25 protein-coding genes and 1 pseudogene are annotated in these 23,617 nt (G+C 64.9%); 11 read left to right on the top strand and 15 right to left on the bottom strand.

What is annotated here, in order from left to right; genetic code table 11:
• Nucleotides 1-509: 509 nt before the first annotated feature.
• Nucleotides 510-1,262: a carbonic anhydrase gene (locus ACZBJS_RS35595; protein WP_316397398.1), complete on the top strand. Its 753-nt coding sequence runs from the start codon at nt 510-512 to the stop codon at nt 1,260-1,262.
• A 112-nt stretch (nt 1,263-1,374) separates the two neighbouring features.
• Here ACZBJS_RS35595 and ACZBJS_RS35600 read toward each other — a convergent pair whose 3' ends face one another.
• A complete protein-coding gene (locus ACZBJS_RS35600) occupies nt 1,375-2,160 on the bottom strand; it encodes a 2-keto-4-pentenoate hydratase (RefSeq protein WP_057016665.1) in 786 nt (261 codons plus the stop codon).
• A 108-nt stretch (nt 2,161-2,268) separates the two neighbouring features.
• Nucleotides 2,269-3,297 (bottom strand): SDR family oxidoreductase, encoded by a 1,029-nt coding sequence (locus ACZBJS_RS35605; RefSeq protein ID WP_057016666.1) that lies wholly within the window; start codon nt 3,295-3,297, stop codon nt 2,269-2,271.
• 116 nt (nt 3,298-3,413) lie between these two features.
• Between ACZBJS_RS35605 and ACZBJS_RS35610 the strand changes: the two are divergent.
• Nucleotides 3,414-3,820: pseudogene (locus tag ACZBJS_RS35610) on the top strand (winged helix-turn-helix transcriptional regulator).
• 30 nt (nt 3,821-3,850) lie between these two features.
• Here the strand turns inward: ACZBJS_RS35610 and ACZBJS_RS35615 are convergent.
• The 3 genes from ACZBJS_RS35615 to ACZBJS_RS35625 form a co-directional block, all read right to left on the bottom strand.
• Nucleotides 3,851-4,657, bottom strand: a complete 807-nt coding sequence (locus ACZBJS_RS35615; protein ID WP_253623683.1) for a phytanoyl-CoA dioxygenase family protein — start codon at nt 4,655-4,657, stop codon at nt 3,851-3,853.
• Between the two features lie 238 nt (nt 4,658-4,895).
• Nucleotides 4,896-5,261 carry an RNA polymerase-binding protein DksA gene (gene dksA, locus ACZBJS_RS35620; protein ID WP_170991616.1) on the bottom strand — a complete coding sequence of 122 codons (366 nt, stop codon included), beginning with the start codon at nt 5,259-5,261 and terminating at the stop codon, nt 4,896-4,898.
• Between the two features lie 210 nt (nt 5,262-5,471).
• Nucleotides 5,472-6,083 carry an NAD(P)-dependent oxidoreductase gene (locus ACZBJS_RS35625; RefSeq protein ID WP_316397402.1) on the bottom strand — a complete coding sequence of 204 codons (612 nt, stop codon included), beginning with the start codon at nt 6,081-6,083 and terminating at the stop codon, nt 5,472-5,474.
• A gap of 104 nt (nt 6,084-6,187) precedes the next feature.
• Here ACZBJS_RS35625 and ACZBJS_RS35630 point away from each other — a divergent pair, with 104 nt between their 5' ends.
• Nucleotides 6,188-6,574 (top strand): winged helix-turn-helix transcriptional regulator, encoded by a 387-nt coding sequence (locus ACZBJS_RS35630; protein WP_168854996.1) that lies wholly within the window; start codon nt 6,188-6,190, stop codon nt 6,572-6,574.
• Nucleotides 6,575-6,625: 51 nt separating this feature from the next.
• Here the strand turns inward: ACZBJS_RS35630 and ACZBJS_RS35635 are convergent, their stop codons facing one another.
• Nucleotides 6,626-7,039: a flagellar assembly protein FliX gene (locus ACZBJS_RS35635; protein WP_316397403.1), complete on the bottom strand. Its 414-nt coding sequence runs from the start codon at nt 7,037-7,039 to the stop codon at nt 6,626-6,628.
• 268 nt (nt 7,040-7,307) lie between these two features.
• On the opposite strand from ACZBJS_RS35635, the gene ACZBJS_RS35640 reads away from it, so the two are divergent.
• The 4 genes from ACZBJS_RS35640 (at nt 7,308) to ACZBJS_RS35655 (ending at nt 9,858) form a co-directional block, all read left to right on the top strand.
• Nucleotides 7,308-8,432, top strand: coding sequence for a flagellar basal body P-ring protein FlgI (locus ACZBJS_RS35640; RefSeq protein WP_316397405.1), 1,125 nt, complete (start codon nt 7,308-7,310; stop codon nt 8,430-8,432).
• A complete protein-coding gene (flgJ, locus tag ACZBJS_RS35645; RefSeq protein ID WP_028337696.1) occupies nt 8,432-8,788 on the top strand; it encodes a flagellar assembly peptidoglycan hydrolase FlgJ in 357 nt (118 codons plus the stop codon). The genes ACZBJS_RS35640 and flgJ overlap by 1 nt, the downstream gene beginning before the upstream one ends.
• A 19-nt stretch (nt 8,789-8,807) precedes the next feature.
• Complete coding sequence (locus ACZBJS_RS35650) at nt 8,808-9,311, top strand: hypothetical protein (RefSeq protein WP_057016670.1); 504 nt, start codon at nt 8,808-8,810, stop codon at nt 9,309-9,311.
• A gap of 160 nt (nt 9,312-9,471) precedes the next feature.
• Nucleotides 9,472-9,858, top strand: a complete 387-nt coding sequence (locus tag ACZBJS_RS35655; protein WP_316397406.1) for a hypothetical protein — start codon at nt 9,472-9,474, stop codon at nt 9,856-9,858.
• Nucleotides 9,859-9,876: 18 nt separating this feature from the next.
• Here the strand turns inward: ACZBJS_RS35655 and ACZBJS_RS35660 are convergent, their stop codons facing one another.
• The 3 genes from ACZBJS_RS35660 to ACZBJS_RS35670 all read right to left on the bottom strand — a co-directional run bounded on the left by ACZBJS_RS35660 (nt 9,877) and on the right by ACZBJS_RS35670 (nt 12,013).
• Nucleotides 9,877-10,242: a hypothetical protein gene (locus ACZBJS_RS35660; protein ID WP_016846761.1), complete on the bottom strand. Its 366-nt coding sequence runs from the start codon at nt 10,240-10,242 to the stop codon at nt 9,877-9,879.
• Nucleotides 10,243-10,270: 28 nt separating this feature from the next.
• Nucleotides 10,271-10,636, bottom strand: a complete 366-nt coding sequence (flaF, locus tag ACZBJS_RS35665) for a flagellar biosynthesis regulator FlaF (RefSeq protein ID WP_016846762.1) — start codon at nt 10,634-10,636, stop codon at nt 10,271-10,273.
• 207 nt (nt 10,637-10,843) lie between these two features.
• The gene (locus tag ACZBJS_RS35670; RefSeq protein ID WP_316397409.1) at nt 10,844-12,013 is read right to left on the bottom strand and encodes a flagellin N-terminal helical domain-containing protein; all 1,170 of its coding nucleotides are present in this window, start codon (nt 12,011-12,013) and stop codon (nt 10,844-10,846) included.
• Here ACZBJS_RS35670 and ACZBJS_RS35675 point away from each other — a divergent pair.
• A complete protein-coding gene (locus ACZBJS_RS35675) occupies nt 12,000-12,152 on the top strand; it encodes a hypothetical protein (RefSeq protein ID WP_159109478.1) in 153 nt (50 codons plus the stop codon). The two genes, ACZBJS_RS35670 and ACZBJS_RS35675, sit on opposite strands and share 14 nt — an antisense overlap.
• Before the next feature lie 227 nt (nt 12,153-12,379).
• Nucleotides 12,380-12,811 (top strand): flagellar biosynthesis repressor FlbT, encoded by a 432-nt coding sequence (gene flbT, locus ACZBJS_RS35680; protein ID WP_316397411.1) that lies wholly within the window; start codon nt 12,380-12,382, stop codon nt 12,809-12,811.
• 137 nt (nt 12,812-12,948) lie between these two features.
• Here flbT and ACZBJS_RS35685 read toward each other — a convergent pair whose 3' ends face one another.
• From ACZBJS_RS35685 to ACZBJS_RS35705, 5 genes are all read right to left on the bottom strand, one after another.
• The gene (locus ACZBJS_RS35685; protein ID WP_463439852.1) at nt 12,949-14,832 is read right to left on the bottom strand and encodes a flagellar protein; all 1,884 of its coding nucleotides are present in this window, start codon (nt 14,830-14,832) and stop codon (nt 12,949-12,951) included.
• A 7-nt stretch (nt 14,833-14,839) separates the two neighbouring features.
• The gene (gene flgK, locus ACZBJS_RS35690) at nt 14,840-16,717 is read right to left on the bottom strand and encodes a flagellar hook-associated protein FlgK (RefSeq protein WP_316397415.1); all 1,878 of its coding nucleotides are present in this window, start codon (nt 16,715-16,717) and stop codon (nt 14,840-14,842) included.
• A gap of 46 nt (nt 16,718-16,763) precedes the next feature.
• Nucleotides 16,764-18,596, bottom strand: coding sequence for a flagellar hook-basal body complex protein (locus ACZBJS_RS35695; protein WP_057016673.1), 1,833 nt, complete (start codon nt 18,594-18,596; stop codon nt 16,764-16,766).
• Nucleotides 18,597-18,779: 183 nt separating this feature from the next.
• Entirely contained in the window at nt 18,780-19,280 is a 501-nt protein-coding gene (gene msrB, locus ACZBJS_RS35700; protein WP_316397416.1) for a peptide-methionine (R)-S-oxide reductase MsrB, read from the bottom strand.
• Between the two features lie 75 nt (nt 19,281-19,355).
• Entirely contained in the window at nt 19,356-20,852 is a 1,497-nt protein-coding gene (locus ACZBJS_RS35705) for an NAD(P)/FAD-dependent oxidoreductase (protein WP_316397417.1), read from the bottom strand.
• Between the two features lie 95 nt (nt 20,853-20,947).
• Between ACZBJS_RS35705 and ACZBJS_RS35710 the strand changes: the two genes are divergently transcribed.
• On the top strand, nt 20,948-21,490 hold the full coding sequence (locus ACZBJS_RS35710) for a SixA phosphatase family protein (RefSeq protein ID WP_316397418.1): 543 nt from the start codon (nt 20,948-20,950) through the stop codon (nt 21,488-21,490).
• A gap of 157 nt (nt 21,491-21,647) precedes the next feature.
• Nucleotides 21,648-22,073: a universal stress protein gene (locus ACZBJS_RS35715; protein ID WP_016840840.1), complete on the top strand. Its 426-nt coding sequence runs from the start codon at nt 21,648-21,650 to the stop codon at nt 22,071-22,073.
• Between the two features lie 401 nt (nt 22,074-22,474).
• Here the strand turns inward: ACZBJS_RS35715 and ACZBJS_RS35720 are convergent, their stop codons facing one another.
• Nucleotides 22,475-23,560, bottom strand: a complete 1,086-nt coding sequence (locus ACZBJS_RS35720; protein WP_316397420.1) for a SphA family protein — start codon at nt 23,558-23,560, stop codon at nt 22,475-22,477.
• Between the last annotated feature and the right edge of the window lie 57 nt (nt 23,561-23,617).

The raw sequence follows: 23,617 nt of genomic DNA on the forward strand, positions 1-23,617 counted from the left end.
AGTCGGGCGACAACGCGCGCCCAATCTTTGTTCACAAGCGATTCGTGTGCCATTCCATCTTGGAATCACAAGCGAAGCCAAGGCGCAAATCCTATTTTAGCGCCTATGGGCTTTCGCCAGGACGACGATCGTGTGTGTGTGTGGAATCCGCTCTGTCATCACCCGGCTCGCCGCCTCCGCTGAAGCTTCGGCGCGCCAAGGATGCACGGCCTCGTCGAAGCCTTGGCGAAGACGGGACCGGGCGATCCAGTACGCCGCGGCCGCTCGGCTCAAGCACAGCCGTCTCTGCAATACTGGATCACCCGCTTTCGCTTTAGCGGGTCATCACACCGCGCTGTTTGACATCTTGAATTGCGACTCGTCCTCACCGTCATCCCTGCCTTGTGCGCAATTGCACATGGGAGCAGGGACCGAGCATGAAACCGTGTCGTTGCGGTGGCACTGCGCATGATCTACAACCTTTGCACGGACACGATTGCTAGTCTCGGATAATTTTACGGAGATTTTTGATGTGCCAGCTTTGCGAAATCCCAGCTCCCACCCAGACCTCCCGGCGCCGCTTCCTCGCTGCCGCGGCCTGCACCGCCGCCAGCCTCGCCCTTGCCCCGCCGGTTTCCGCCAGGGAAACCAAATCGCCGCCGAAGCCGCAGAATGTGCTGGCGCCGGACGCGGCGCTGGAGCGGCTGGTGAAGGGCAATCTGCGCTATGTCGAAGGCGTCTCGCGGCGGCATGATTTCAAGCACGAGCGCGAGGCGCTGGCCGGCGGACAGAATCCGTTCGCCGGCATCCTGAGTTGCGCGGACTCCCGCATCGCACCGGAATACGCCTTCGACACCGGCCGCGGCGATCTGTTCGTCTGCCGCATCGCGGGCAATTTTGCCAGCGACGAGACCATCGCGAGCCTGGAATATGCATCGGCCGTGCTCAACGTGCCGCTGTTCATGGTGCTCGGCCACGACAGCTGCGGGGCAGTCGACGCCGCCATCAAGTCGCTGAAGGACAACACCACCCTGCCCGGTCATCTGCCCTCGCTGGTCAATGCGATCGCACCGGCGGTGAAGGCGACCGAAGGCAAGGGAGGCGACCGGCTCGCCAACGCCATCAGGCAGAACGTCATCGACAACGTCGCGAAGCTGAAATCGGCAACGCCGATCCTCAGCGCCGCGGTCGATCAGGGCAAGCTCAAGGTGGTCGGCGCGGTCTACCGGCTGACCGACGGCAAGGTCGAACTGGTCACGGACGCCAAGCGCCCGGCGACTTGAAAGTCAGGTGAATTCAGTAAAGTCAGGTCAAGGTCGCGCAACACACTCGGTGTCGTCCCTGCTTTCGCAGGGACGACGTCCTTATGTGGAGGCAGGCTCGCACAACGTCACCTCACGTAAAGGCCGCTTCCACCTTGCCGAGGCCGTCGAGCTCCATCACGACCGTGTCGCCCGCGTTCAGCCACACCGTCTTGACCAGGCTGCCGGTCAGTACGATCTGGCCGGCATGCAAGCCACGGCCTTCAGTGGCGAGATGATTGGCGAGCCAGGCGAGCGCGTTGTGGGGATGCCCGAGCACGTCGGCGCCGGTGCCGCGGCCTTCTTCCTTGCCGTTGACGATCGCGCGTCCCGCGACCGCGCGCAAATCGGGCACGGTGATGCGCGGCACCTCCTCCCCGAGCACGCAACCGGCGGCGAAGAAGTCGTCGGCAATCAGCGTCGGCGCGCCCAATGTCTCCCATTTGACGTAGCGGTCGTCGACGATCTCGATCGCGGGATAGTAGGCATCGATCGCTTCCGCGACCCATTCGGCGGTGAACGGCGCCTCGCTGGGAGCGAGATTGCGGGCGAGCCGCACCGCGATCTCGCACTCGACGCCGACATGGACGAACTCGGCCGCCGGCAGCCGCACGCCGCTGTCATGCACGACCTTCTCGAACACGCCACCGACGCAGGGGTGCGGGATGTTGATATATTCCTGCATCACCGCGCTGGTGCAGCCGATCTTGTAGCCGACGAGGCTGCCGACGTGTGGCTGCATCAGAGCGTGCAACGCGTACTGCACCTGATAGCCTTCGGCCTCGTCGCGCGGCACCACGTCCTTCGGAAGCGCCTTGAGCGGCGCCCGGCTGCGGCGCGCGCTGGCGATCGCCTTTGCGGCCGCGAGGACCCGATCCATCTGCGCAGCCTCCCTGGTGTTCTCGGCGGCGCGGTGGCGCCTCCGTCTGCTCGCTGCAATTCAGCACTCGCCGACGCGTCTGGCAAGCACGCTGCACGGGAGCTGCCGTCAGGCCTTGACGAGGCCGAGCCGGATCAGGCTCTCGGCGGTCGCGACGATCATCTCCTCATTGCCGCGCGGGCGCCAGCCGAGCAGGTGCTGCGCCTTGGCGCTGGTCGCGCGGCGCACCTTGCCGAGCAGCGGCAGCGCGGCACGGGCCATCGGGTTGCGCCGTGCGGCGAGCCGCATCATCCAGTCCGGCGCCTGGAACCGCGGCACGCGCCGCGCCTTGCTGCCGAGTTTTGCGCGCAGCACTCGGGCGACCCCGAGGATCGACATGGTCTCGCCGGCGACCGCCAGGAAGCGCTCACCGCTGGCCTCGGGCGACATCATGGCGCGCAGATGCAGGTCGGCGACATCGCGGACGTCGACGAGGCCGAAATGGATCCGCGGCACCGCCGGCATCGCGCCGTCGAGCAGCGCCTTGATGATGCCGATCGACTCGGAGAAATCGGCACCGAGCGCCGGGCCGAACACCGCGGTGGGGTTGACCACGGCAAGCTCGAGGCCATTGCCTTGGCGCGCCACGAAATCCCAGGCGGCGCGCTCGGCCAGCGTCTTGGATTTCGGATAGGCCTGCACGCCCTCGCCATCGAGATTGGACCATACTGTCTCGTTGAACGGCGCCGCCTGCGGCGGATGGCCGTAACCGATTGCCGCGAACGACGATGTCACGACCACGCGCTTGACGCCGGCGTCGCGCGCGGCGCGCAACACCCGCAGCGTGCCTTCCCGCGCCGGGACGATCAGCTCGTTCTCGTCCTCGGGCACATAGGCGCCGAGCGGTGATGCGACATGCAGCACGTAGTCGCACCCGGTGGCCGCCTCGCGCCAGCCATCGTCGCGCAGCAGGTCGGCGGTGACGAAGCCGACCTGGTCGGGCGCCAGCGCGCCACCCTCGCGCAGCATCGCGATCACGTCGTTGCTGCGACCCGGATTGCGCACCGTCGTTCGCACCGCGTGCCCGTCGGCGAGCAGCTGCAGAATCGTATGCACGCCGATGAATCCCGATCCGCCTGTGACCAAAACCGTGCTCATGTCCCTGCCCTCTTCATGGTTCGGCGGATGGGCCCAACATTGCACTGCCCGCCCTGCACAGGCCGCATCTGGTCACTATCTGATCTTGGACAAGTAGGCTGAAATTCGAGACCGCTATGGAAAACAATACCAGCGATATGTGTGACGGCGGTGAATGCGAGAGCTGCCCCAGCGACCCCAATGTGCTGATCGAATTCAAGCACGCGATCCATGCGCTCGGGGGGAAATGGAAGCTCGAGATCCTGTTCACGCTGATGAATGGCGGTGTGCGGTTCGGCGCGCTGCGCCGCGCGCTCGCGCCGATCACCCAGCACATGCTGACTGCGCAGCTGCGCGAGCTCGAGCGCGACGGCCTGGTGGCGCGCAGGGTGCTCGCCGAGAAGCCGCTGCAGGTCGAATACTGACGGATTCGGCCTGGAGCCTGACGCCGGCTTTCCGCGAATTGCTGGCATGGTCGAAGACGTTCGGCCCGCGCCGTCAGGCGGAGGCAAGCGAGGCGATACTCGGAGCCGGGTTGGCCTGAATATCGCCTCGCCTTCAGATCGGCGTCCGATCACTCCATGCCAAGCGCCTTTCGGATCGCGATCTCGACCGGCGAATACGCGCCATCCGCGCGTTCCAGCCGGTATGGTTCGCCGGCAGCGAGCGACGGCTGGGCCATGAAGCGCGGCGTCGTGCCCCGATGCTTCTGCGCGGCATGCACCAGCAACGGATGACACAGATAGACCGTGCCGGCCTCGCCGGTCGCGAGCGCGACCTCGCAGTCGGCGCCGACATCGTCGAGCACCATGCGTGCGCGCCCGGCCTCGCCCGCCGGCGCGAGGTGGCGCGCCATCGGCCAATGCGAGCCGACCCTGATCCGGGTCGGCGCGTCGTCCTCGCCGACGTCGGAGAACAGGAACAGCATCAGCAGCGCCCGGCCGCGCGAGACGACATTGGCCCGCCAGGCGGAGAAGTCGCTGCGCTCGTTCGGGTCGCAATCCTCGCCGGGGAAGCTGACGTCGATGTGCCAGCCAGCATCGCCGGGATCGTCCGGATGCGGGAAGCGCACCGGAAAGGTTCCGATGTCGTCGCGCGGACGCCAGCGGCCGGGACCGGCGATCTGATCGAACGCCCGGTGCAGTAGCGGCGTGTTGATCGCTTCGCGAAACGGCGTACCGCCGTACCCCGGCAACCGGATCACCGGTTGGGTCCAAGTCAAAGGGTCGTGCTCGCTGCATGGCAGGTCGCGCCACATGATGGCGCGTCCCCGGTCGGCGAGTTCCCGGGGAAAGGCGCTGTCGATCCGGACAAAGCCCTGTTGGATGAATTGCTCGATCTGCGCGCCGTCAAGCGCACGCGCGTCGTTTCGATGGGTCATGATTGTCTCTCAAACTGTCGCCAGCCATCGATGCTCCGCGATGCGCGGAACCTGACCGGCTCATTCGGTTTCACTGGAATCCCAGGAGCGAAAGCTCGTGGGGCCGCTCAGCGCTTCCAGGAGGAAGCGGGATCAGCCCAGCAAAAACACCGAAGCGATGCTGAGAGTGCGTGTCATCATGGCGGCGCGAACGTACAACCGGTACGCGCCGGCAGCAATCCGTGGCGATCCGTCGCCACTATTCGTCGCGATAGACCTTCTCGCGCTTCTCGTGGCGTTCCTGCGCCTCCACCGACAGCGTTGCGATCGGGCGGGCTTCGAGCCGCTTCAGCGAGATCGGTTCACCGGTCTCTTCGCAATAGCCGTAGGTGTTGTCTTCGATGCGCTGGAGCGCCGCGTCGATCTTGGAGATCAGCTTGCGCTGACGGTCGCGGGCACGAAGTTCGATCGCGCGGTCGGTTTCCGAGGACGCTCGGTCCGCGAGGTCGGGATGATTGACGTTCTCTTCCTGCAACGTCTGCAACGTGACCTTCGATTCGCGGAGGATTTCATCCTTCCAGGCCAGCAGCTTAGCGCGGAAATAATCGCGCTGCCGCTCATTCATGAAAGGCTCTTTTTCAGTCGGCCGGTAGTTCTTCAGCTTTTCCAAAGGCAGCCATGTCCCTGTCAGGCGGAGGGAACACAACTCCTCCGCGCGGCGCCTTATATAGCCACGTCATGTGACAGACAATATCTGCCACCGCGAAAGGCGGGCCGCCCCCAAGGCCTTGCACAGGCAAACTTATCCGCCCTGCCCGGGGACGGCCCCTGCCCCTCAATAGCCGACCGTGAAACGCCGGCGAATATGGGCCGGGCGCTCGATTTCGTCGGCGAGTGCAACTGCGAAATCCTCGAAGGAGATCGAGCTTTTGCCGTCGGCGGCGGTCAGGAGCTGGTCGGTTCCGAGGCGGAACTTGCCGGTCCGCTCGCCGGCCACGAACAGCGCCGAGGGCGACAAGAAGGTCCAGTTCAGGTCCTTCTCCTGGCGCAGCAGGTCCAGGAATTCAGCCCCCTTGGAGGCCTCGGCCTTGTATTGGGGCGGAAAGTTGGGGGTGGTCACCAGGCGGACGCCCGGCGCCACCTCAAGGCTGCCGGCGCCGCCGACCACGAGATAGCGGCCGACCCCGGATGCCTTGGCCGCCCCGATCAGCTTGGCGGGGTCGCTGACCAGGAAATGGATCGAGCTGATCGCGGCATCGTGGCCGGCCCACAGCGCGGCCAGGGCGGCCTGGTCGTTCGCGTCACCCTTGCGGGCGGCGACATTGGGCAGGCTGGCGATCTTCTCAGGGTTGCGGGCGATGGCGGTGACGGCGTGGCCGCGGCGGGAGAGTTCCGCGGTGATGCGCGAGCCGGCCTGGCCGGACGCGCCGGCGATGGCGATCTTCATCTCAAGTCTCCAATTGATGGTTTCCAATGGTGACTAGATAGCGAAAAGGATGTAGGTGTGAAGAAGGCACTCTCGCCTCACCTGATCACGCCGGAGTAACCGCGATGAAAGCCACGAGCCTCAAGCCGGACGCCTATGCCGCCAATTGCCCGACGCGCCAGATCCTCGACCGGGTCGGCGACAAATGGGCGGTGCTGATCCTGCTGCTGCTACGCAGCGAGCCGATGCGCTTCAACCAGCTCCGACGCGCCATCGAAGGCATCTCGCAGAAGATGCTGTCGCAGGTGCTGAAAAGCCTGGAGCGCGACGGGCTGCTGCGCCGCCGGGCAATCGCAACGGTGCCGGTGACGGTGGAGTATTCAATCACGCCGCTCGGATCGACGCTCGCCGAAGCCGTCGACCCGCTGCGCGACTGGGCCGAACGGAATCTGAAGGACGTGCTGGCCGCGCAGCGCCGCTACGACGCGCAGCGCAAGACGCTGGCGGCCTGAGGCACCTGCAGGCACCAGCGGCGTCGGACAGGTGAGTTGATCGGGAGGAGCCTAGTATTGCCCGGCCTTGGCGAGCTCGACCTCGACGCGCAGTTCGATCTCACCGAGCACGGCATCGAGACCGGGATCGCCGGAAGATTCCTTCAGGCTCGCCGCGGCGTCACGCAGCCGGTTCACCGTGGAGGAATCGAAATTGCCGGACAGCAGACCGAGCTTGAGCGCATCGAGCACGTCGAGCGCGCCCTTGCCGCGGGCCACCGAGCGCTTGCGGCGCTCGGTCGGGTCCTCGACGCCCTGCAGCGCGAGCAGCGCATCGAGGCTGGCGGCGGCCTTCGGCGCCGCGGTGGAGCGGACCTCCTCCTGCGCGGTCGTCGCAACCGGCAGCGAGAAGCCGCTCGACGAGGTGCGCCGCGAGGCGCTGGTGGACGTGCCAAGCGTGGTGCCGTTCGGTCCGTAGATGCGCATCGTCGTGATGATCCCGCAGGCCTGAATGGGCCGAGCATCGCTGTTTTATGGTTAACGGCGCGTAAACGACCCGGCAATTTCTGCCGCCGCGCGGCAGTTTCGCGCTCCCTGGCGAACCGGAGCAAAATGACGACCCGACAATTTCGATAAATATATCAACACATTGCCCAAGCGAAGCAGAGTGGCACGCAGCTCGCATGGTTAATGGCGGATCGCCGTCATGGGAGTGTCGCGCGATCCGCGAGTTCAGTTCGAGGGGAGCATCGGGATGCCCGGCATCCGCATCGCAAATCTGTTCGGAGTGGCCTGCGCCGCGCTGCTGGCGCTGGCGACCTCCGTCATGCCGGCGGCCGCGACGTCGCGGATCAAGGATCTCGCCAATATCGAGGGCGTGCGCCAGAACCAGCTGATCGGCTACGGCCTCGTGGTCGGCCTCAACGGCACCGGCGATACGCTCAACAACATCCCCTTCACCAAGCAATCGCTGCAAGCGATGCTCGAGCGCATGGGCGTCAACATCCGCGGCGCCACCATCCGCACCGGCAACGTCGCCGCGGTGATGGTGACCGGCAATCTGCCGGCGTTCGGCACCCAGGGCACGCGCATGGACGTCACCGTCTCGGCGCTCGGCGATGCCAAGAACCTGCAGGGCGGCACCCTGCTCGTCACCCCCCTGCTCGGCGCCGACGGCAATGTCTATGCGGTGGCGCAGGGATCGGTGGCGGTCGCCGGCTTCGCGGCCGAAGGTGCCGCCGCCAGCGTCGTGCGCGGCGTGCCGACCGTCGGCCGGATCGCCAACGGCGCCATCATCGAGCGCGAGATCGAATTCGCGCTCAACCGCCTGCCCAATGTGCGCCTCGCGCTGCGCAACGCCGATTTCACCACCGCCAAGCGAATCGCCGCCGCCGTCAACGACTATCTCGGCGTCAAGACCGCCGAGCCGATCGATCCCTCCACGGTGCAGCTTTCGATCCCGACGGAGTTCAAGGGCAACGTCGTCGCCTTCCTGACCGAGATCGAGCAGCTGCAGGTCGATCCCGATCTGGTGGCGAAGATCGTGATCGACGAGCGTTCCGGCATCATCGTGATGGGCCGCGACGTCCGCGTCGCCACCGTCGCGGTCGCGCAGGGCAATCTCACCGTCTCGATCTCCGAGAGTCCGCAGGTCAGCCAGCCCAATCCGCTGTCGCGCGGCCGAACAGTCGTGACACCGCGCACCAGCGTCGGCGTCAGCGAGGACGGCAAGAAGTTCGCCGTGGTCAAGGACGGCGTCTCGCTGCAGCAGCTGGTCGACGGCCTCAATGGCCTCGGCATCGGACCGCGCGACCTCATCAGTATCCTGCAGGCGATCAAGGCCGCCGGCGCGATCGAAGCCGACATCGAGGTGATGTGATGGCGAGCCTGATCAACAGCACCACCGGCAGCATGCCGAACAAGGCGTTGATGCCGATGTTCAACGGCCGCCCCGATCCCGTACTGCAGGACGCGCTGAAGAAGGTGACGCCGCAGCAGGCCGCCAAGGCGAAGGCGACCGCGACCGATTTCGAATCGATGTTCCTGAATTCGATGTTCTCGCAGATGACGACCGGCCTGAAGGGCGATGGCCCGTACGGCGACACCGTCGGCACCGGCGCGTGGCGGTCGATGCTGACCGACGAATACTCGAAGAATTTCGCCAAGGCCGGCGGCGTCGGCATTTCCAACGAAGTGTTCCGCTCGCTGATCCTGCAGCAGGCGAACAAGAGCTAGGGTTTCAAGGAGCAGCGCGATGAACCAGCGTCCACAGCAGCCGCGGCCAGTAGCATCCGCCTCCGCCGCGCGGTCCGCGACGTCGACGCCGCCGGACGTCGCGCGTCTCGCCAACGAGCTGACCGAAGTGATGAGCGGCCTGCTTGCCGTGATCGAGCAGGAGACCGAGTTCGTCCGCGCCGGCAAGATCCGCGAGAGCATGCGGCTCGAGCCGCAGAAGTCCGAGCTGTCGCGGCGCTACATGCTCGCGGTGGAGCATCTGAAATCGATGCAGAAGATGCTGTCGCAGACCGATCCCGAGCTGCTCGCGACACTGCGCCGTCATCACGAGACATTCCGCGCCATGCTGCAGGTCAATTTGACCGTGCTCGCAACGGCGCACGCCGTCTCCGAAGGCATCGTGCGCGGCGTCAATGCCGAGGTGCAGCGCCGCAACATTCCGAACACCTATACCGCGAGCGGACAGCGCGCCACGCCGGGCCCCCGCAACATGACGCCGATCGCGGTCAGCCGCACGCTCTGACGCCTACGCTTACAATTTAGCTCAATTCGACGCCGCCCAGGCAGCGCGGCATTCAGCGTGTTTTCTAACAGCCTGTTGAGAGGTTCCCCGTAGAGTTGCGGACCGTGAGGGGTTGGGATTTGACTCAAGCAAACTAGTGCCTGTGCACTACGAGGCTGCCATGAGTACAGATTTCAACATCAAGCCGGTGGGGGCACCGGTCGCGGCGCCGATGGTCTCTCCCACGAGCGATACGGCGCAGAAGGCGGTCAAGACTGAACTGCCGGCGAGCCAGACCGTCACCGCTCCGGAGCCGAGCGTGCGCGTCACCATCGATCCCGACGCCGTCAACGCATCGATTTCAAATCAGGCTCCGTCGGTCAGCGACCAGGTCATCATCGACCGCGACGCGCGCGCCGTGGTCTATCAGGTGGTCGACAATCGCACGAATTTGGTGGTGAGGCAGTTTCCGGAAGAAGCCGTATTGCGCCGCCGCGCCTATTTCCACGCGCTCGATCTCAGCAAGGACGCGCCGACGCGGGTGCGTGCCACCGATCGCCGCGCCTAGGCGCGGACCAACGACCGCTCAGGTCTTCTGCGTGGCGTAGGCCTTGTCGAGATAGGTCGCCCCGGTGGCCGGATCGGTGACGACATTGGCGATCAACGCCGTCCCCTGCTGCACCAGCGCGAACTTGGTATCGCCGATCCGGAACCCACCATCCTTGATCAGCACGTCCTGATACTTGCTGGTGCCGTCGCTCTGGTAGTGGACCTTGGCGCGGAAGCCATCGACGTTCGACACCGAGATGTTGAACGACTTGTTGTTGGCGTACTTGCCGCTCCAGCTGCCCTCATAGAGGTTCGGATCGACGGCCACATAGGGCGTCTTCGACGGGACCGTCAGGCCGGCGGCCTTGTAGTTGGCCGATAGGATGCTCAACACGTCGGCCATGCCGAGGGCTCCGTCAGGAATCGATCGATCAGCCGCGACCCGAGAGGCCGGCGGCGATATTGCAATTGATATCGATCAGCGACTTCAGTTTCGCCGGATCCGGATTCATCTGGATGTCGACGGTCTGCTTCATCACGAACACGCCGATATTGGCGATGTTCTGGCGAATCTCGAGCGGCTGCGGATTGTCGTCGCCCTGCGCGGCACTGAGAAAGATCGACCACAGCCGGCGGTTGAACAGCAACGCGTGATCGAGCGCCTTGTCGGGACCGTTCCAGTTCGTCTGGACTTCCTGCAGCTGCCGCGCGGCCTTCAACAGCGCCTGCGCTTCGATTTCACGTGGGGACGCCGTCGTCGTGGAGGTACGAGCGTAGGCCTGGGCTGCATTCGACATTCAATGACCTCGATGGGATGCGGATTTCTCGAGCCGCGAAGACGCAATTCTAGCGCCCGATATTTATGCATCCGGCGCCTTTAAATATGGTTAGCAGGCGTTACGAAATGCGTCATTCTGACGGCATGGACAGACACCGTAATATCCCGGAGACAAAAGAAAACGGCGGGGTTTCCCCCGCCGTTCTCGAAGCACTTGCCGGCGCGCTTAGCGGAGCAGCTGCAGCACGCTCTGCTGGCTCTGGTTGGCGAGCGCCAGCGCGGAGACCGCGATCGACTGGCGGGTCGACAGCGCCTGGCTGTTGGCCGCTTCCTCGTTGGTGTCGGCCAGCGTCAGGTTGGACGAACCGGTCTGCAGCACGTTGATCAGGTTCTTCGAGAAGTCCTGACGGATCTGCACGATCGACAGGTTCGAACCCAGCGTCGAGGCTTCGCTGCGCAACGCGGAGCTCGCCGAGCTCAGCGACGAGATGACGCTGTTCGCCGAGTTGTTGTCGAGGAAGTCGGTGCCGGCGGTCAGCGCCTTCAGTCCGAGGCCGCTGGCATTGAAGGTGACGCCGGTGATGCTGAGCGTCGACTTTCCGGTCTCGTTGAAGGTCAGCTTCAGGCTGTCGCCGTTCAACAGGTTGATGCCGTTGAACGAGGCGTCCTGCGCCGTGGTCGTGATCTGCGCGATGGTGTTGTTGTACTGCGTCACCAGAGCGGCACGCGCCGACTGCGAGGCCTGGTCGGCGACCGGGGCCGTGCCGGCCGCGCTGAACGTCGCGGTGCCGCCGCCGGTGTTGGTGAAGGTCACCGCACCGATCGTCGAGGACGCCGCGTCATTGGTCGTGGTGATGACAAGCTTGTTGGAGCTGTCGAGGCTCGCCGTCAGGTTGCTGGCCGCCAGCGACGTGTTCAGCTGCGCCAGTGACGTGCTGGCCCCGAAGGTGAAGCTGAAGGCGGGTTGGCCGGCCGAAGCCGCGATCGCCAGCACGTCACCGCTCTTGATCGTGGTGCCGTCGACGAGGTTGGCAGACGTGCCGCCGAGCGCCGCAGTCGAAGCGACCTGCGACCTGGTGGTGTAGCCGGTCGGGCTCTGCAGCACCTGGTTGGCGATCGACTTCGCGGTATCGACCAGCTTCTGTAGCGAGGTGATGCCGGTGTTGGCGGCCTGCAGCACCTGCACGCCGTTGCCGATGCCATCGAGCAGGTTGTTGATGTCGCTGGCGCGGTTGTCGAGCGATTGCGCGGTGAAGAAGTTGGTCGGGTTGTCGAGCGCCGTGTTGACCTTCTTGCCGGTGGCAAGGCGGTTCTGCGTCGTGGAGAGCAGATCGGCGGTGGACTGGAGGGAGAGGAGGTTCTGGCGAACGGAGGAGGAGAGAATGATATCGGACATTTTCATACCTTTCTGGTGTGAAACTGAGGAAAAAGCCGCTCCAATCCTTTCTGATCGGGCGGATGGCCGATCCTGCGGTCTGGCCGCGAAGGAAAAAGAAATCTCCGGCACGGTATTTGAGACAAAGGCCGAAGAATAAAATTGTCGCCATTGGGCGAGGTTCGCCCCGAAAACTACTGAGACGACTGACAATTCCGGCTAGATAACGACGCTAGCGCCCGCCCCTCGTTCACCAAGCATTAACCATCATGGGAAAGGATCGCTGTCGCATCGGCCCCTGCCCGCAACGGCGGCTGCTAAGCAGTGCCGAACCACTTCGCTCCGCCAGCGAAGACATCGCGCGACTGCAGGCAAAGGAGAACGGTCATGGCCCTGAAGGTCGAACTCAAACCGAACGAACGCATCATCGTCGGCAATTGCGTGATCACCAACACCGACCAGCGTGCCCGCCTGCTGATCGACGGCGACCGCATCCCGATCCTGCGCGAGAAGGATATCCTGACGCCCGAGACCGCGGACACGCCGGCGAAGCTGATCTATCTCGCCGTGCAGCTGATGTATCTATCGCCGGACCCGATGGCGCACCACCCGACCTATTTCAGTCTGGTGCGCGACATCATCACCGCGATGCCGAGCGCATGGCCCTTCATCGAAAACGTCAACAACTTCATCCTCAACGGCGACCTCTATCACGCGCTGAAGGAATCCAAGAAGCTGATCGCACACGAAGAGAAGCTGCTGGAAACCGCGCGCGACCAGCAGAACGCCGAGCAGGACGACACACGCAAGAGCGCATAGAGCTTCTTGTTTTGACGCGTTTTCTTTTGCGCGAACCGGCGTCCGCTTCGCTTGAAAACGCTCCAGCCCCACTCGCCTCAACGAAAAAGTCCTCCGCGCGGAGGCCTTTTTGCTGGCTGGAGATGAGGAGCGCGCGATCAGCTGATCGGTAGGTATTTCAGGAGCGTCGTCTGATACAGCATCGACGTGGTCTGGTACGACGCCTGCAAGCTGGTTTGCAGCGCCAGGATCTTGGTCGCGACCTCGTCCTGATTGACGCCCTCGACCGAGTCGAGCATCGTTTCCGCCATCCCCTTCAGCTGGGTCTGCCGATCGGTGGCCGCCTTGGTCGCGGTCTGGGCACCGGCGAACTCGGCCTGCACGTCCTGGATCTGCTGCTGACCGTTTTGCGGGGCGAGGTTGCCGCTCACGCGCTGCGCGAGCGCCGTCACCTGCGCGCTCGCATTCGGGTTGCTGGCATTGGTGGTGACGGCTGCGTACACCGCGACGTTCTGCAGCAAATAGCGGAAGGCCTGCTCGTTGGCGCGCGCGCCATACTGCACGGTGATCGACTGATCGACCTGGGCGACCGCGGTGCCGCGCGCCGACCCCGGGCCATTCTCGCCGGTGTACCAGTAGACGGTGTTGCCGGGCGTGCCCGCGACCAGGTTGGTCGCGGTGTCGAACGGCGGTCCTCCTACCCTGAGCGGCGCCGGCGCTGCGGTGGTGTTGTTGGCGATGCCGAGCGCGCCGAGCGCGGCGGTGTTGTAGCTCGAGATCGACAGGCTCTCGCCGTCGGCGCCGTGCAGGGTGATCGCGCCGTTGCTGATGGTCGACGGGTTCTTGGTGCCGCTGATCTGGTCGATCTTGGCCATCAGCGTCTGCACGCTGTCGGTGACGTTGACCTGGTTGCCGGTGGCGCCCGAGGCCACGAAGGTGATCGGCGTGCCGTTCACCGTGATGGTATCGCCGGCGGCAAAGCTCGTCGACAGCGAGTCGGTGCCCGCCGTCCCCGACAGCGCCGTGGCGCCGCTGATCGGCGCCGGCGGCGTGTTCTGGTTGTTGACCGCCGCACCCGAGACGGTTGCGACCGGATTGAAGAAATTGTTCGACGCCGCCACCGCGGACGCCGCGACCAGCGACGTGTCGCTCAACGTCTTGATCGACGAGGTCAGCGTCGATTGCAGGTTGGCCGTCGTCGCCGCGGTGTCGGCGCCGATCAGGAACGAGCCGGCGGGCGGCGGGTTCGTCGTCGTCGCCGTGAGTTCGATCGCTTCGGTGGTGCCGTCGGGCAGCGTGAAGTTGAACTTGATCTTGTCGCCGTCCTTCGGATTGACGGCGCCGAGATCAGCCGACGCGGTCTTCGGCGTGCCGGCCGGCTGCGTCACCGTGGCGCCACCCGTCAGCGACGACTGCACCGACAAGAGCTTCAGGCCGAACGGCGAGCCGTCCTCGGCGATACTCGTGACCGTCGTGGTCGCCGGCGGCGACGAGACGCTCAGGCGTCCCATCATGCCGGCGCCCTGATCGGCCTGCTTGCGCTCATTGATGAGCTGCGTCAGGCCGGCCTGGGTTGCCGTGCCCTTGAGCATGGTATCGGCGGACACCGTGGCCGGCGTATCCATCGCGCGGCCGGAGAACAGATAGCGGTCGCCCGACTGGCTGTTCAGCATCGCGACCGCGTTGGCGAAGGCCGCCTGCGCCGTGATCTGGCCCGAGGTCTGGCCGCTGTCGTTGAGCGTCAGCGTCGCCGTCGTCGCGGCGTTCTTCACCTGGGTCCCGACGTCGGACAGGCCCTGCAGGGTGAGGTTAGCGACACTCAGGCGCGTGTTGAGGTTGGTGGCGGTATCGGAGAATGCGTTGATGCCGCTGATCTGCGCGCGCAGGCTGAGCGCGAAACCGCGATCGAGCCCCTGCCCCGCATAGGTCGTCGATACCTTGCCGGTCGCAAGCTGCGTGGTCAGGTCATTGAGCTGATTCCGCAGGTTGAGGATCGTGGTGCCGATATAGGAAGTTCTGCCGCTTACGCCGTCGATCGACATGTTACCCTCACGTGAGCTGCAGCAGCGCGTCGTACATCTGCTTGATCGACGACATCACGCGCGCATTGGCGGAATAGGCGTTCTGCAGCGAAAGCAGATGCGCCATCTCCTCGTCCATGTTGACGCCGGAGGTCGAGTCCATCTTGGTCTGCAGCGTGTTCAGCACGACGTCCTGGCCGTCAGCCAGTTGCTTGGCGGCGGTCGCCGACTCGCCCTGCTGGCTGATGAACTGCTTGGCAAAGTTGAGCAGCGTACCGGTGAACGGCGCGCCTGACGTGCCAAGGCCGGTCTGCGGCGAATAGCTGTACGAGGCGTTCGACAGCTGGTTCAGGACGAGGTTGGCGCGCGTGGTGTCGCCGGCCGGCGTCTGCGGATTGGTCGAGTACACGACCATGCGCGAGGGATCGCCGATCAGGGCGGTGTTGACGCTGATGCGCGCGGCAAGGCCGGTGGTCTGCGAGCCGTTCGCGGTGGTCGCGCCGGTGTAGAGCCCGCCATTGTCGGTGAACAGCGGAAGGTGCGGATCGCCCGAGGTCAGCGACGAAACCGTCGTGGTGACCGACGCCGCGGTCACATCGGCCTTGTTGGCGGCGCCGTCGTCGAGCACGCGCAGCGTCGATCCGGATGGGTTGGAGAATTGCAGGCCGGTTCCGCCGAGCGCGCCGTTGAGCTGCGACAGCACCGAGCTCATGCCACCTGAGAAATCGATGCCCAGCACCTCGTCGTTCGGATCGACGGTCGCGGTATTGCTCAGCGGCAGCACGCTCGGATCGTCGACGCGCATGATCGACAGATTATGCGTGAGGCCGGTGGTGTTGTCCTTGTAGGAGACGTGGATGGTGTTGCCGTTCTGCAGCCCCGAGAGATCGAGGTCGAAGCCGGACTGCGCCCCCGCCGTCGCCGCGGTGCCCGCGGTCGTCTTGTCCGACAACGCGCTCGACATCGCGGCCGCGAACTGATCGATCTGTGTCTGGGCCTGCGCCAGCGTGTTGTCGCGCAACTCGAGATAGGCGGCGATCTTGCCGGAGCGAATCGAGTTGGTCGACACCATGTCATAGGTGCCGCCATGCGGGAACGTGATGGTGATGGTGCCGACCGTGCTCTTGGTCGGGTCGGTATTGTACAACGTGTTGGGCGTCATCGTGCCCTGGGCGTTGAAGCTGAGCGTCGCGGCCTCGGTGCCGACCAGCTGCACGCCGGAATTGGTGAACACGCTCACCTGGTTCTGGCTGTTGGTGACGGTACGGATGTCCATCAGCTGCGAGAGCTGCGTGACGTAGCGGTCGCGCTGATCGAGCAATGCTGCGGTCGAGGCATCGGTCGTGCCGCCATTGGCCGCCAGCTGGACATTGAGGCGCGCAATCTGCTGCAACGCATTGTTGGCGCTGTTGATGGAGTCGCTGATGCCGGCCTCGGCGTTGGCGCGCAGCGTCTGGATTCCCTGCGAAGTCGCGTTGAGCTGCTGCGCCATCGATTGCGCGGCATTGATCACGCCGATGCGGGCCGACTGCGATTCCGGGCTGGTCGACAGCCCCTGCAGCGCGGTCAGGAACTTGTTGTAGGCGTCCTCGATCGTGCCGGTGGAGTCGGGATTGCCGTACACGCCCTGCAGATTGGCCAGGAAATCCGAGCGGACGTCGGCATAGGCCGCGCCCGACGTCTCGGTGCGAAGCTGGGTCTGCAGGAATTCGTCGAGCTGGCGGTTGACACCGGTGATGAGGACGCTCGATCCGTACTGGCCGGTGGTGCCGGTGACCTGATTGAGCGTCTTCCTGACGTAGCCGGGCGTCTCCGCGTTGGCGACATTCGACGACACGAGCGAGAGCGAGGCCTGCGTGGCGCGCAGGCCCGACATCGCGGTGGAAAGGGCTTGGCTCAAACCCATGATGTGTACTCGCCTTTACTTCTTCACACGTGCAGCAACGATGCGATCAGCGCACCACGTTCAGGAGATCCTGCACCATCGAATTGGTTGTGGTGATCACCTTGGTGTTTGCCGAATAGGCCTGCTGGGTCACGATCAGCTTGGTGAATTCGTCGGCGATATCGGTGTTCGAGCTCTCGAGCGAGGAACCGACGATGGTGCCGGCCTTGCCGAACAGCGCCGCACCGGACTCGTCGGTCGCCTCGAACGCACCGCCGTCGATGCGCTTGAGGAAGTTAGTGCCGTTGAAGGTCGCCACCGAGATTTCGGCGAGGTCGATGTTGCGGCCGTTGGTGTAGTTGCCGACGATACGGCCGTTGGTGGAGACGCTGACCGACTGCAGCTGGCCGGCGGGGAAACCGTCCTGCTGGATCTGGTTGACCTGAACGTTGCCGTTGGCGTCGGCGAACTGGGTCACGCCGCCGGAGCCGAAATTGATCACGGGGCTGCCGAGCGACACGCCGTTGACGACGGCATTGGTGAGCGCCACCGAGGAGATCGCCGGCGACATCTGGCCGTTCGAGGCGAAGGTGAAGTTGACGTTGACGTTCTGCCAGGAGACCTGCGTGCCGGTCGCATTGGGATTGACCTGATAGAACAGGTTCCAGGTGTCGGTATGTCCGCTGCCCAGCGAGGAGCTGTCGGTCTTGGCCCAGCGGAATTGCAGGTTCACCGGCGCACCCGAGACGTCGTAGGCCGTGACGGCGCCGCCCGAGACGGATTCGTTCAGGAAGGTCGAGTTGTCGTTGCCGATAACCTGGCCGGTGCCGACCGTGCCGCCGCCGCCGCGAACCGCGACCGCCGACCCGGTGAAGCCGAGCGCCGCAAAGGCGGTCGCGTTCGAGCTCGTCACGTTGAGATCGGCCAATTTGCCGGAGTGCAGGGTGATCTTGCCGCCGCTGATCGTCGATGGCGTCGTGGTACCGGTAATCGCGTCGATCTTCGCAAGCAGCGTTCCGATGCTATCGGTGACGTTGAGTTGGTTGCCGGTCGCCCCCGACGCCACAAAGGTGATGACGGTGCCGTTGACCGTGATCGTGTCGGCGGGCACGACGGGCGGGCCCGCAGAGCCGGCGCTGAAGTTGGTATTGATCGAATCGGTGCCGGCTGCGCCCGAAAGCAGGGTCGCGGCGGTAATGGCCACCGACGGCGTCGCCTTGTTGTTTTGCGCGGTGCCGGTGATGGCGGAATCGGTATACGGCGCAGCCGGCGTGCCCAGCACCAACGGATTGTTTCCACTGCTGAACGCGCCCGGCCGGATCAGCTCGGAACCGGGAACCGAGGTGTCGTGCGCCGTGGTCAAGGGATAGGACGCGAGGTTGGCGCGATAGTCGATCTTGGTGGTCTGCTGCGCCGGCAGGAAGTCGTTCTTGAATTGCAGCACCTGCGGCGATGAGCCTGCCGGGTTGCCGGTGGTCGGGTCGATCGGCACGCCCTCGAGATAGTAGCCGGCGCCGTTGACGAGATAGCCGTCCTTGTTGAGCTGGAAATCGCCGCGGCGGGTATAGCGGTCGACGCCGTCGAACACCGGGGCGCCGTCGGTGAAGCTGCCGGGCTTCTGCACCGCGAAGAAACCGTTGCCGTTGATCGCCATGAAGGTCGCGACCGATGCCGACTGGACGTCGCCCTGGACCGAGTTGGTCGAACGGGACTGCGCGGTGACGCCGCCGGCAAGTTGCGCGGTCAGCGCGGTCTGCGGCACGAGGTCAAGGAATGAGGTATCGATGCGCTTGAAGGCGGTGGTCTGCGAGTTGGCGATGTTGCCGGAGATGTTCTCGAGCGCGTACGACCCTGCGCGCAAGCCACCGACAGCCGTCGTGAGAGCGCCGAAGATACCCATGACATGTTCTCCAATTCGATTCCCGGCGGCTGGCAATCACAGGAATGGCCGCATCGGCGCAGCATGTCGCAAAGGTCGTGCCACGAAACAAAACGTAACAAAATCATCCGCTTGAAAAAAATGCCCCGGTCGTTCGACCGGGGCACATTTGCCGGGAGCGGCAACAATTGCCGGGAAGGAATGTCAGGTCGCCGATGGCGCCGCCGGGTGAAACACCAGCGCGAAACCGTCCATGCAGTAGCGCAGCCCGGTCGGTTTCGGGCCGTCGTCGAAGACGTGGCCGAGATGGCCGCCGCAGCGGCGGCAATGCACCTCGGTGCGCACCATGCCGAAGGTGCGGTCCGACGTCGTGCCGACCGCATTCTCCAGCGGCTTGTAGAAGCTCGGCCAGCCGGTGCCGCTCTCATACTTGGTCTCGGACGAGAACAGCAGCAGGTCGCAACCGGCGCAGGCGAAGGTGCCCTTGCGGTGCTCCTTGAGCAGCGGGCTCGATCCCGGCCGCTCGGTGCCCTGGTTGCGCAGGATCTCGTATTGCTGCGGCGTCAGCTGGGCGCGCCATTCGGCGTCGGTCTTCTCGATCTCGAATTTCTCGGCGGCCTGCGCCGGCGAGGCGCGCAGCCAGCGGAAGGCGGCGAAGCCGAACAGACCGGCGACGGAAGCAAGCAGGATGCGGCGATCGATCATCAATCATCTCCGGTGCGGACGGCTCAGGGGGCGCGCCCGAGGTTCGTCAAGAGATACGAACCCCGCCGGCGGACGTTACATCCGTCCGTCGGAGATCCGCTCACTTTCTTGCGAGGCATCCGGATACGGCGCCTCACCGTCGTCAATCTGCCTGGGCGCGGGCGGCCGCGCCGGCCGCACGGCCGACGGGGGTGGACGGCGGGGTGCAGGTCCCCTGGTTCCCGCCCTGAGATTGGCCTCGGCGAGCCGCGCCTCGCGCAGGCGCTCCTTCGCACGCGCACCCTCGCGGTAGCGCGCCAGAACACCCGCCACGGACGAGGCCCCCCTCGCCCACAGGCTGACGAAATGACCGGCGACGCGGCCGGTGGCGCCGCCGGCCCAGACCAGCTCGAACGGCGAAAACAGCCGCCAGCGATCGTCGCCCCACAGGATGCTGCGCGCGATCAGCTGCCCGGCGAGCGCCGAGGTGTTGAGTCCCTGCCGGCCGAAGCCGCTCGCCACCCACAGGCCTCGGCGCAACTGGCCGATCTGCGGCATGCCGTGCACGGTAACGCCGACCGCGCCGCCGAACATCTCCGCGACCGGAACCTTGCCGAGTTGCGGAAACACCGTGGCGACGCGACGCTGCACTGCGGCGCCGAGGCGCTCCGGCCGTGCGTTCCAGGTGGTTTCGGGGCTGGCCCACAACAGCCGATCGCCATCGACGACACGGAAATGGTCGATGCCGTCGCTGTCGACGACCGAGCCGGGAAAGGCGATGGACTCCGCCAGCCGCTCCCCGAGCGGCTCGGTCAACGCCGCGTAGCGCCACACCGGCAGCAGCGTATCGGACAGCCGCTTCAACGGCGCACCGAGATGGATATTGCCGGCGAGGACAATATGGTTGGCCCGCAGCCGCGCCGTCGGCGTCACGATGCGCTTGCGGATGCCCGAAAAATCGATGCTGACGACCGGCGTCTCCTCGAAGATCCGCACGCCTGCCCGCGTCGCCAGCGCGGCGAGGCCGTGCACATATTTGCGGCCATCGATCTGGAGCGCCTTCGGATAATAGATGCCGTGGAAATAGCGGCCGGTCCTGAGCACGCTGCGCACGCGATCGACCTGCCAGCCCTCGACCTCGGTCGCGAAATCCTCGCCCAGCGTCTGCAGACGGCCGATCAGCGCCTCGCCGACATCGACATTGGAGACTTCCAGCGCGCCGTCGCTCGGCTTGATGCCCGGGATCAAATCCTCGGTAGCGGTGGCGCGGACATAATCGGCGCCCTCCTTCGATAGCGCCCACAATTCGCGGGCATCGTCGAGGCCGACGCGCTCGATCACATCTGATATCGGCAGGCCGAATCCCGGCATCACGGTGCCGAGATGATGACCGGAGGCGTTCCAGCCGATCTGGCGGCCCTCGAGCACCGCAACGCTCGCACCGAGCCGCGCCGCCTCACGCGCCACGGTCAGCCCGGCCAGCCCGGCCCCGACCACGCAAATGTCGACGTCGAGGTCGAACGCCAGACGGTCGCGGAACGGCGAGGCCGCCTGATCGGGGCCGTCCGCCGCACTTGTGGAACTCTCGCTCATGGCGTTTCTTACGGACCGCTGCGGCGCTTGTCACCTTGTCCAGGGCATGAGCCTGTAGAATTAATTCGACCTGACCGAATCGAGAATGGAAGTCCATGCGCCGTTTGCTGCTGCTGCGTCACGCCAAAACCGAACACGACGCGCCTTCGGGGCACGACCAGGACCGCCGTCTCGACGAGCGCGGCCACCGCGACGCGGCGGAGATCGGCGGCTGGATCGCCCGTCATCCACCCCTGCCCAATCTGGCGCTGGTCTCGCCGGCGGTCCGCACCAGGCAGACCTGGGAGATCGTGCGCGAGGTGCTGAAGGGCGCCGGGCATGCGCCGAAAGTCGAATTCGTGCCGGACCTCTACGGCGCCGATCCGGCGCAATTGCTGACCGCGATCCGGATGGCTTCGGTCACCGATCCGAAGCGGCTGATGCTGATCGGCCATAACCCCGGCATGCACGAGCTCGCGCTGACCTTGACCGGCAGCGGCGACGAGGCCGCAAAGCGCGCGCTCGGCGACAATCTGCCGACCTCGGGGCTCGCCGTTTTCGACTTCGCGACCGACGACTGGAACGACGTCTCGTTCCGGCGCGGCAAGCTCGTCCTGTTCGTCAGCCCTAAACTGTTGAAGCAGGCCTCGCGCAGCTGACGCAAGCGGACAGCGCCGCGCCGCCATGCTATATTGACGTCTGCGCGACAGGGGGACCGGTTCGCGTCGATACCAGACCGACTTCAAGAAAAAGAAGGCGCGCGTCCCGGGCACAGGGACCAAACGGCTCCAGACCAATCGCGGACAGGAGGCGCAGATGTACAAGTCCATTCTCGTTCCGATCGACCTCGCCGATACCGACCTGGCGAAACCGGCGATCGCAACAGCTGCAACATTGTCGCAAACATGGAACGGGACGGTGCGTCTGCTCAACGTGCTGCCGATGACGCCAGTGATGCTCGCCGAATACGTGCCGGCGGATTTCGACAGCCAGCAGCGTGAGACGTCGGAAGAGGCGCTTGCGATCGTCGCGCGCGAATCCGGCATCGCACCCTCCCGCATCTCGGGCGTGGTCCGCCAGGGCGGCATCTATCACGAGATCCTCGAAGAGGCCGCGACCATGAAGGCCGACCTGATCGTGATGACCTCGCACCGGCCGGCGATGCGCACCTACTTCCTCGGCTCGAATGCCGGGCACGTGGTGCGCTACGCCAAATGCTCGGTGCTGGTGGTGCGGCACTAAAGCGGGATGAGTTACGGGGCCGCCGCAGGCGGCGCTGCCAAAATATCGAAAACAACCCCATGCAAAGTAGCCGGCGGCGGCCGACGTTCGACCAGGTAACGTTCGACCAGGCACGCCCGACCAGACACGCCCGACCAGACAACTTGACACGTCGGGCAACTCAGGGATATTCTTCTAGTATTCCGAAATCGCTCCCGCGTCCCCCTCGCCGCCAGGCGGGAGACGGGACGCGCCCTATTTGCGGTCGCAGCCTAATCTAATCTCAGCCTGCTTTAATCCAACCAGGGCCCCAACCCGGACATGTCCGCACGCTCGCGGAGTATCCATTGGCTGATTGCGTCGCTACCGCCGCGCCAGATTGAGCCTTCAGCACGGCACCGGTGGCAGCGTCACCGCTATTGCTATTTCGTGAATCTCGGCCTTGTGGATGTCGGCGGCGTTGGCGCCGCGGGCTGAAGATTGAACGTCAGCCAGACGTTCCAGCCTGCTGGCCGATTTTCATTGGCGAATTCGCCATAGCCCTTCAGGTTCAGGTATCCCTGCATGTCTCCGACCGGGAAAATGTAGCCGACCTGCGGGCCGACGCCGGCCACGCGCGACCGGAAGCAGCCGACGCGATCGCCGGAGCCGCTGTCGCAGCCGAGCTGCTGATAGAGATAACCGACGAGGCCGACCTGCCACTGCTTGGTCAGGAACTGCGATGCGCCCCAGTCGAGGTGCATGTCGACGCCGCTTTGATATTGGGTGGAGGGGTTGACGAAGTTGTAGGTGAATCCCAGCACCGTCGAAAATTCATGCCCGGTCTTTGGATCGAAATAGGTGTAGCCGCCGCCCGCGTCGACCGCCCAGTGCCCAATCCCCAAATTCGCCAGGCGGCCCGACTGATAGGCGCCGACCGGAAGGTCGGCGGTAACGTACGTCATGTAATTGTTGACACCGGCATTCCAGCGCAGCGCGAACTGCGGGATCAGGTCGCCGAATGCAATGAGCGAGCTGTCGATGCTGTCAAACCGGGAGAAGGGGAACGTGCCGCCGCCCGGTCCCGTCAATGTCCCGACGAGCGATCCCGCCAGCGACGTGGAGTTGGAGCCGTAGGTCGCCAACAGGCTGGCAGAGGCCTGACCGCCCAGCACCGGCGTTGCAAAGGTGTAGGTCCCGGCGACAAGTCCAAGGTTCACATTCGCATTGACGCTCGCGTTCACGTTGGCCGTCAGATTCGCGGGAAAGCGACCAAGCGTGATTTCGCGCGACCGCGCCACGTCACCGCCGGCGGAAACAGAGGTGTGATAATAAACCGTGCTCACCGACCAGCCCGGCGCCTGCTGAGGAACAGCCGCGAGGCTGCCAAAAAATCCGGGTATCCAAAAGCTGATGCCATTTTCATCGGCGCGAGCCGCATCAATGGGGAGCCCAAGTAAGGCGGCGACTGCCGCCGCGCCCAACCGCAAAACGAAACTAGTCCTCGATATCGATTTCCTGCCCTTCATCGCGGATCTCCCACCCTCCACGGCCTGTAACGGACCGAGGTTGCACGACCAGAAATT

The sequence above is a fragment of the Bradyrhizobium sp. KZN70725 genome, assembly GCF_055264925.1.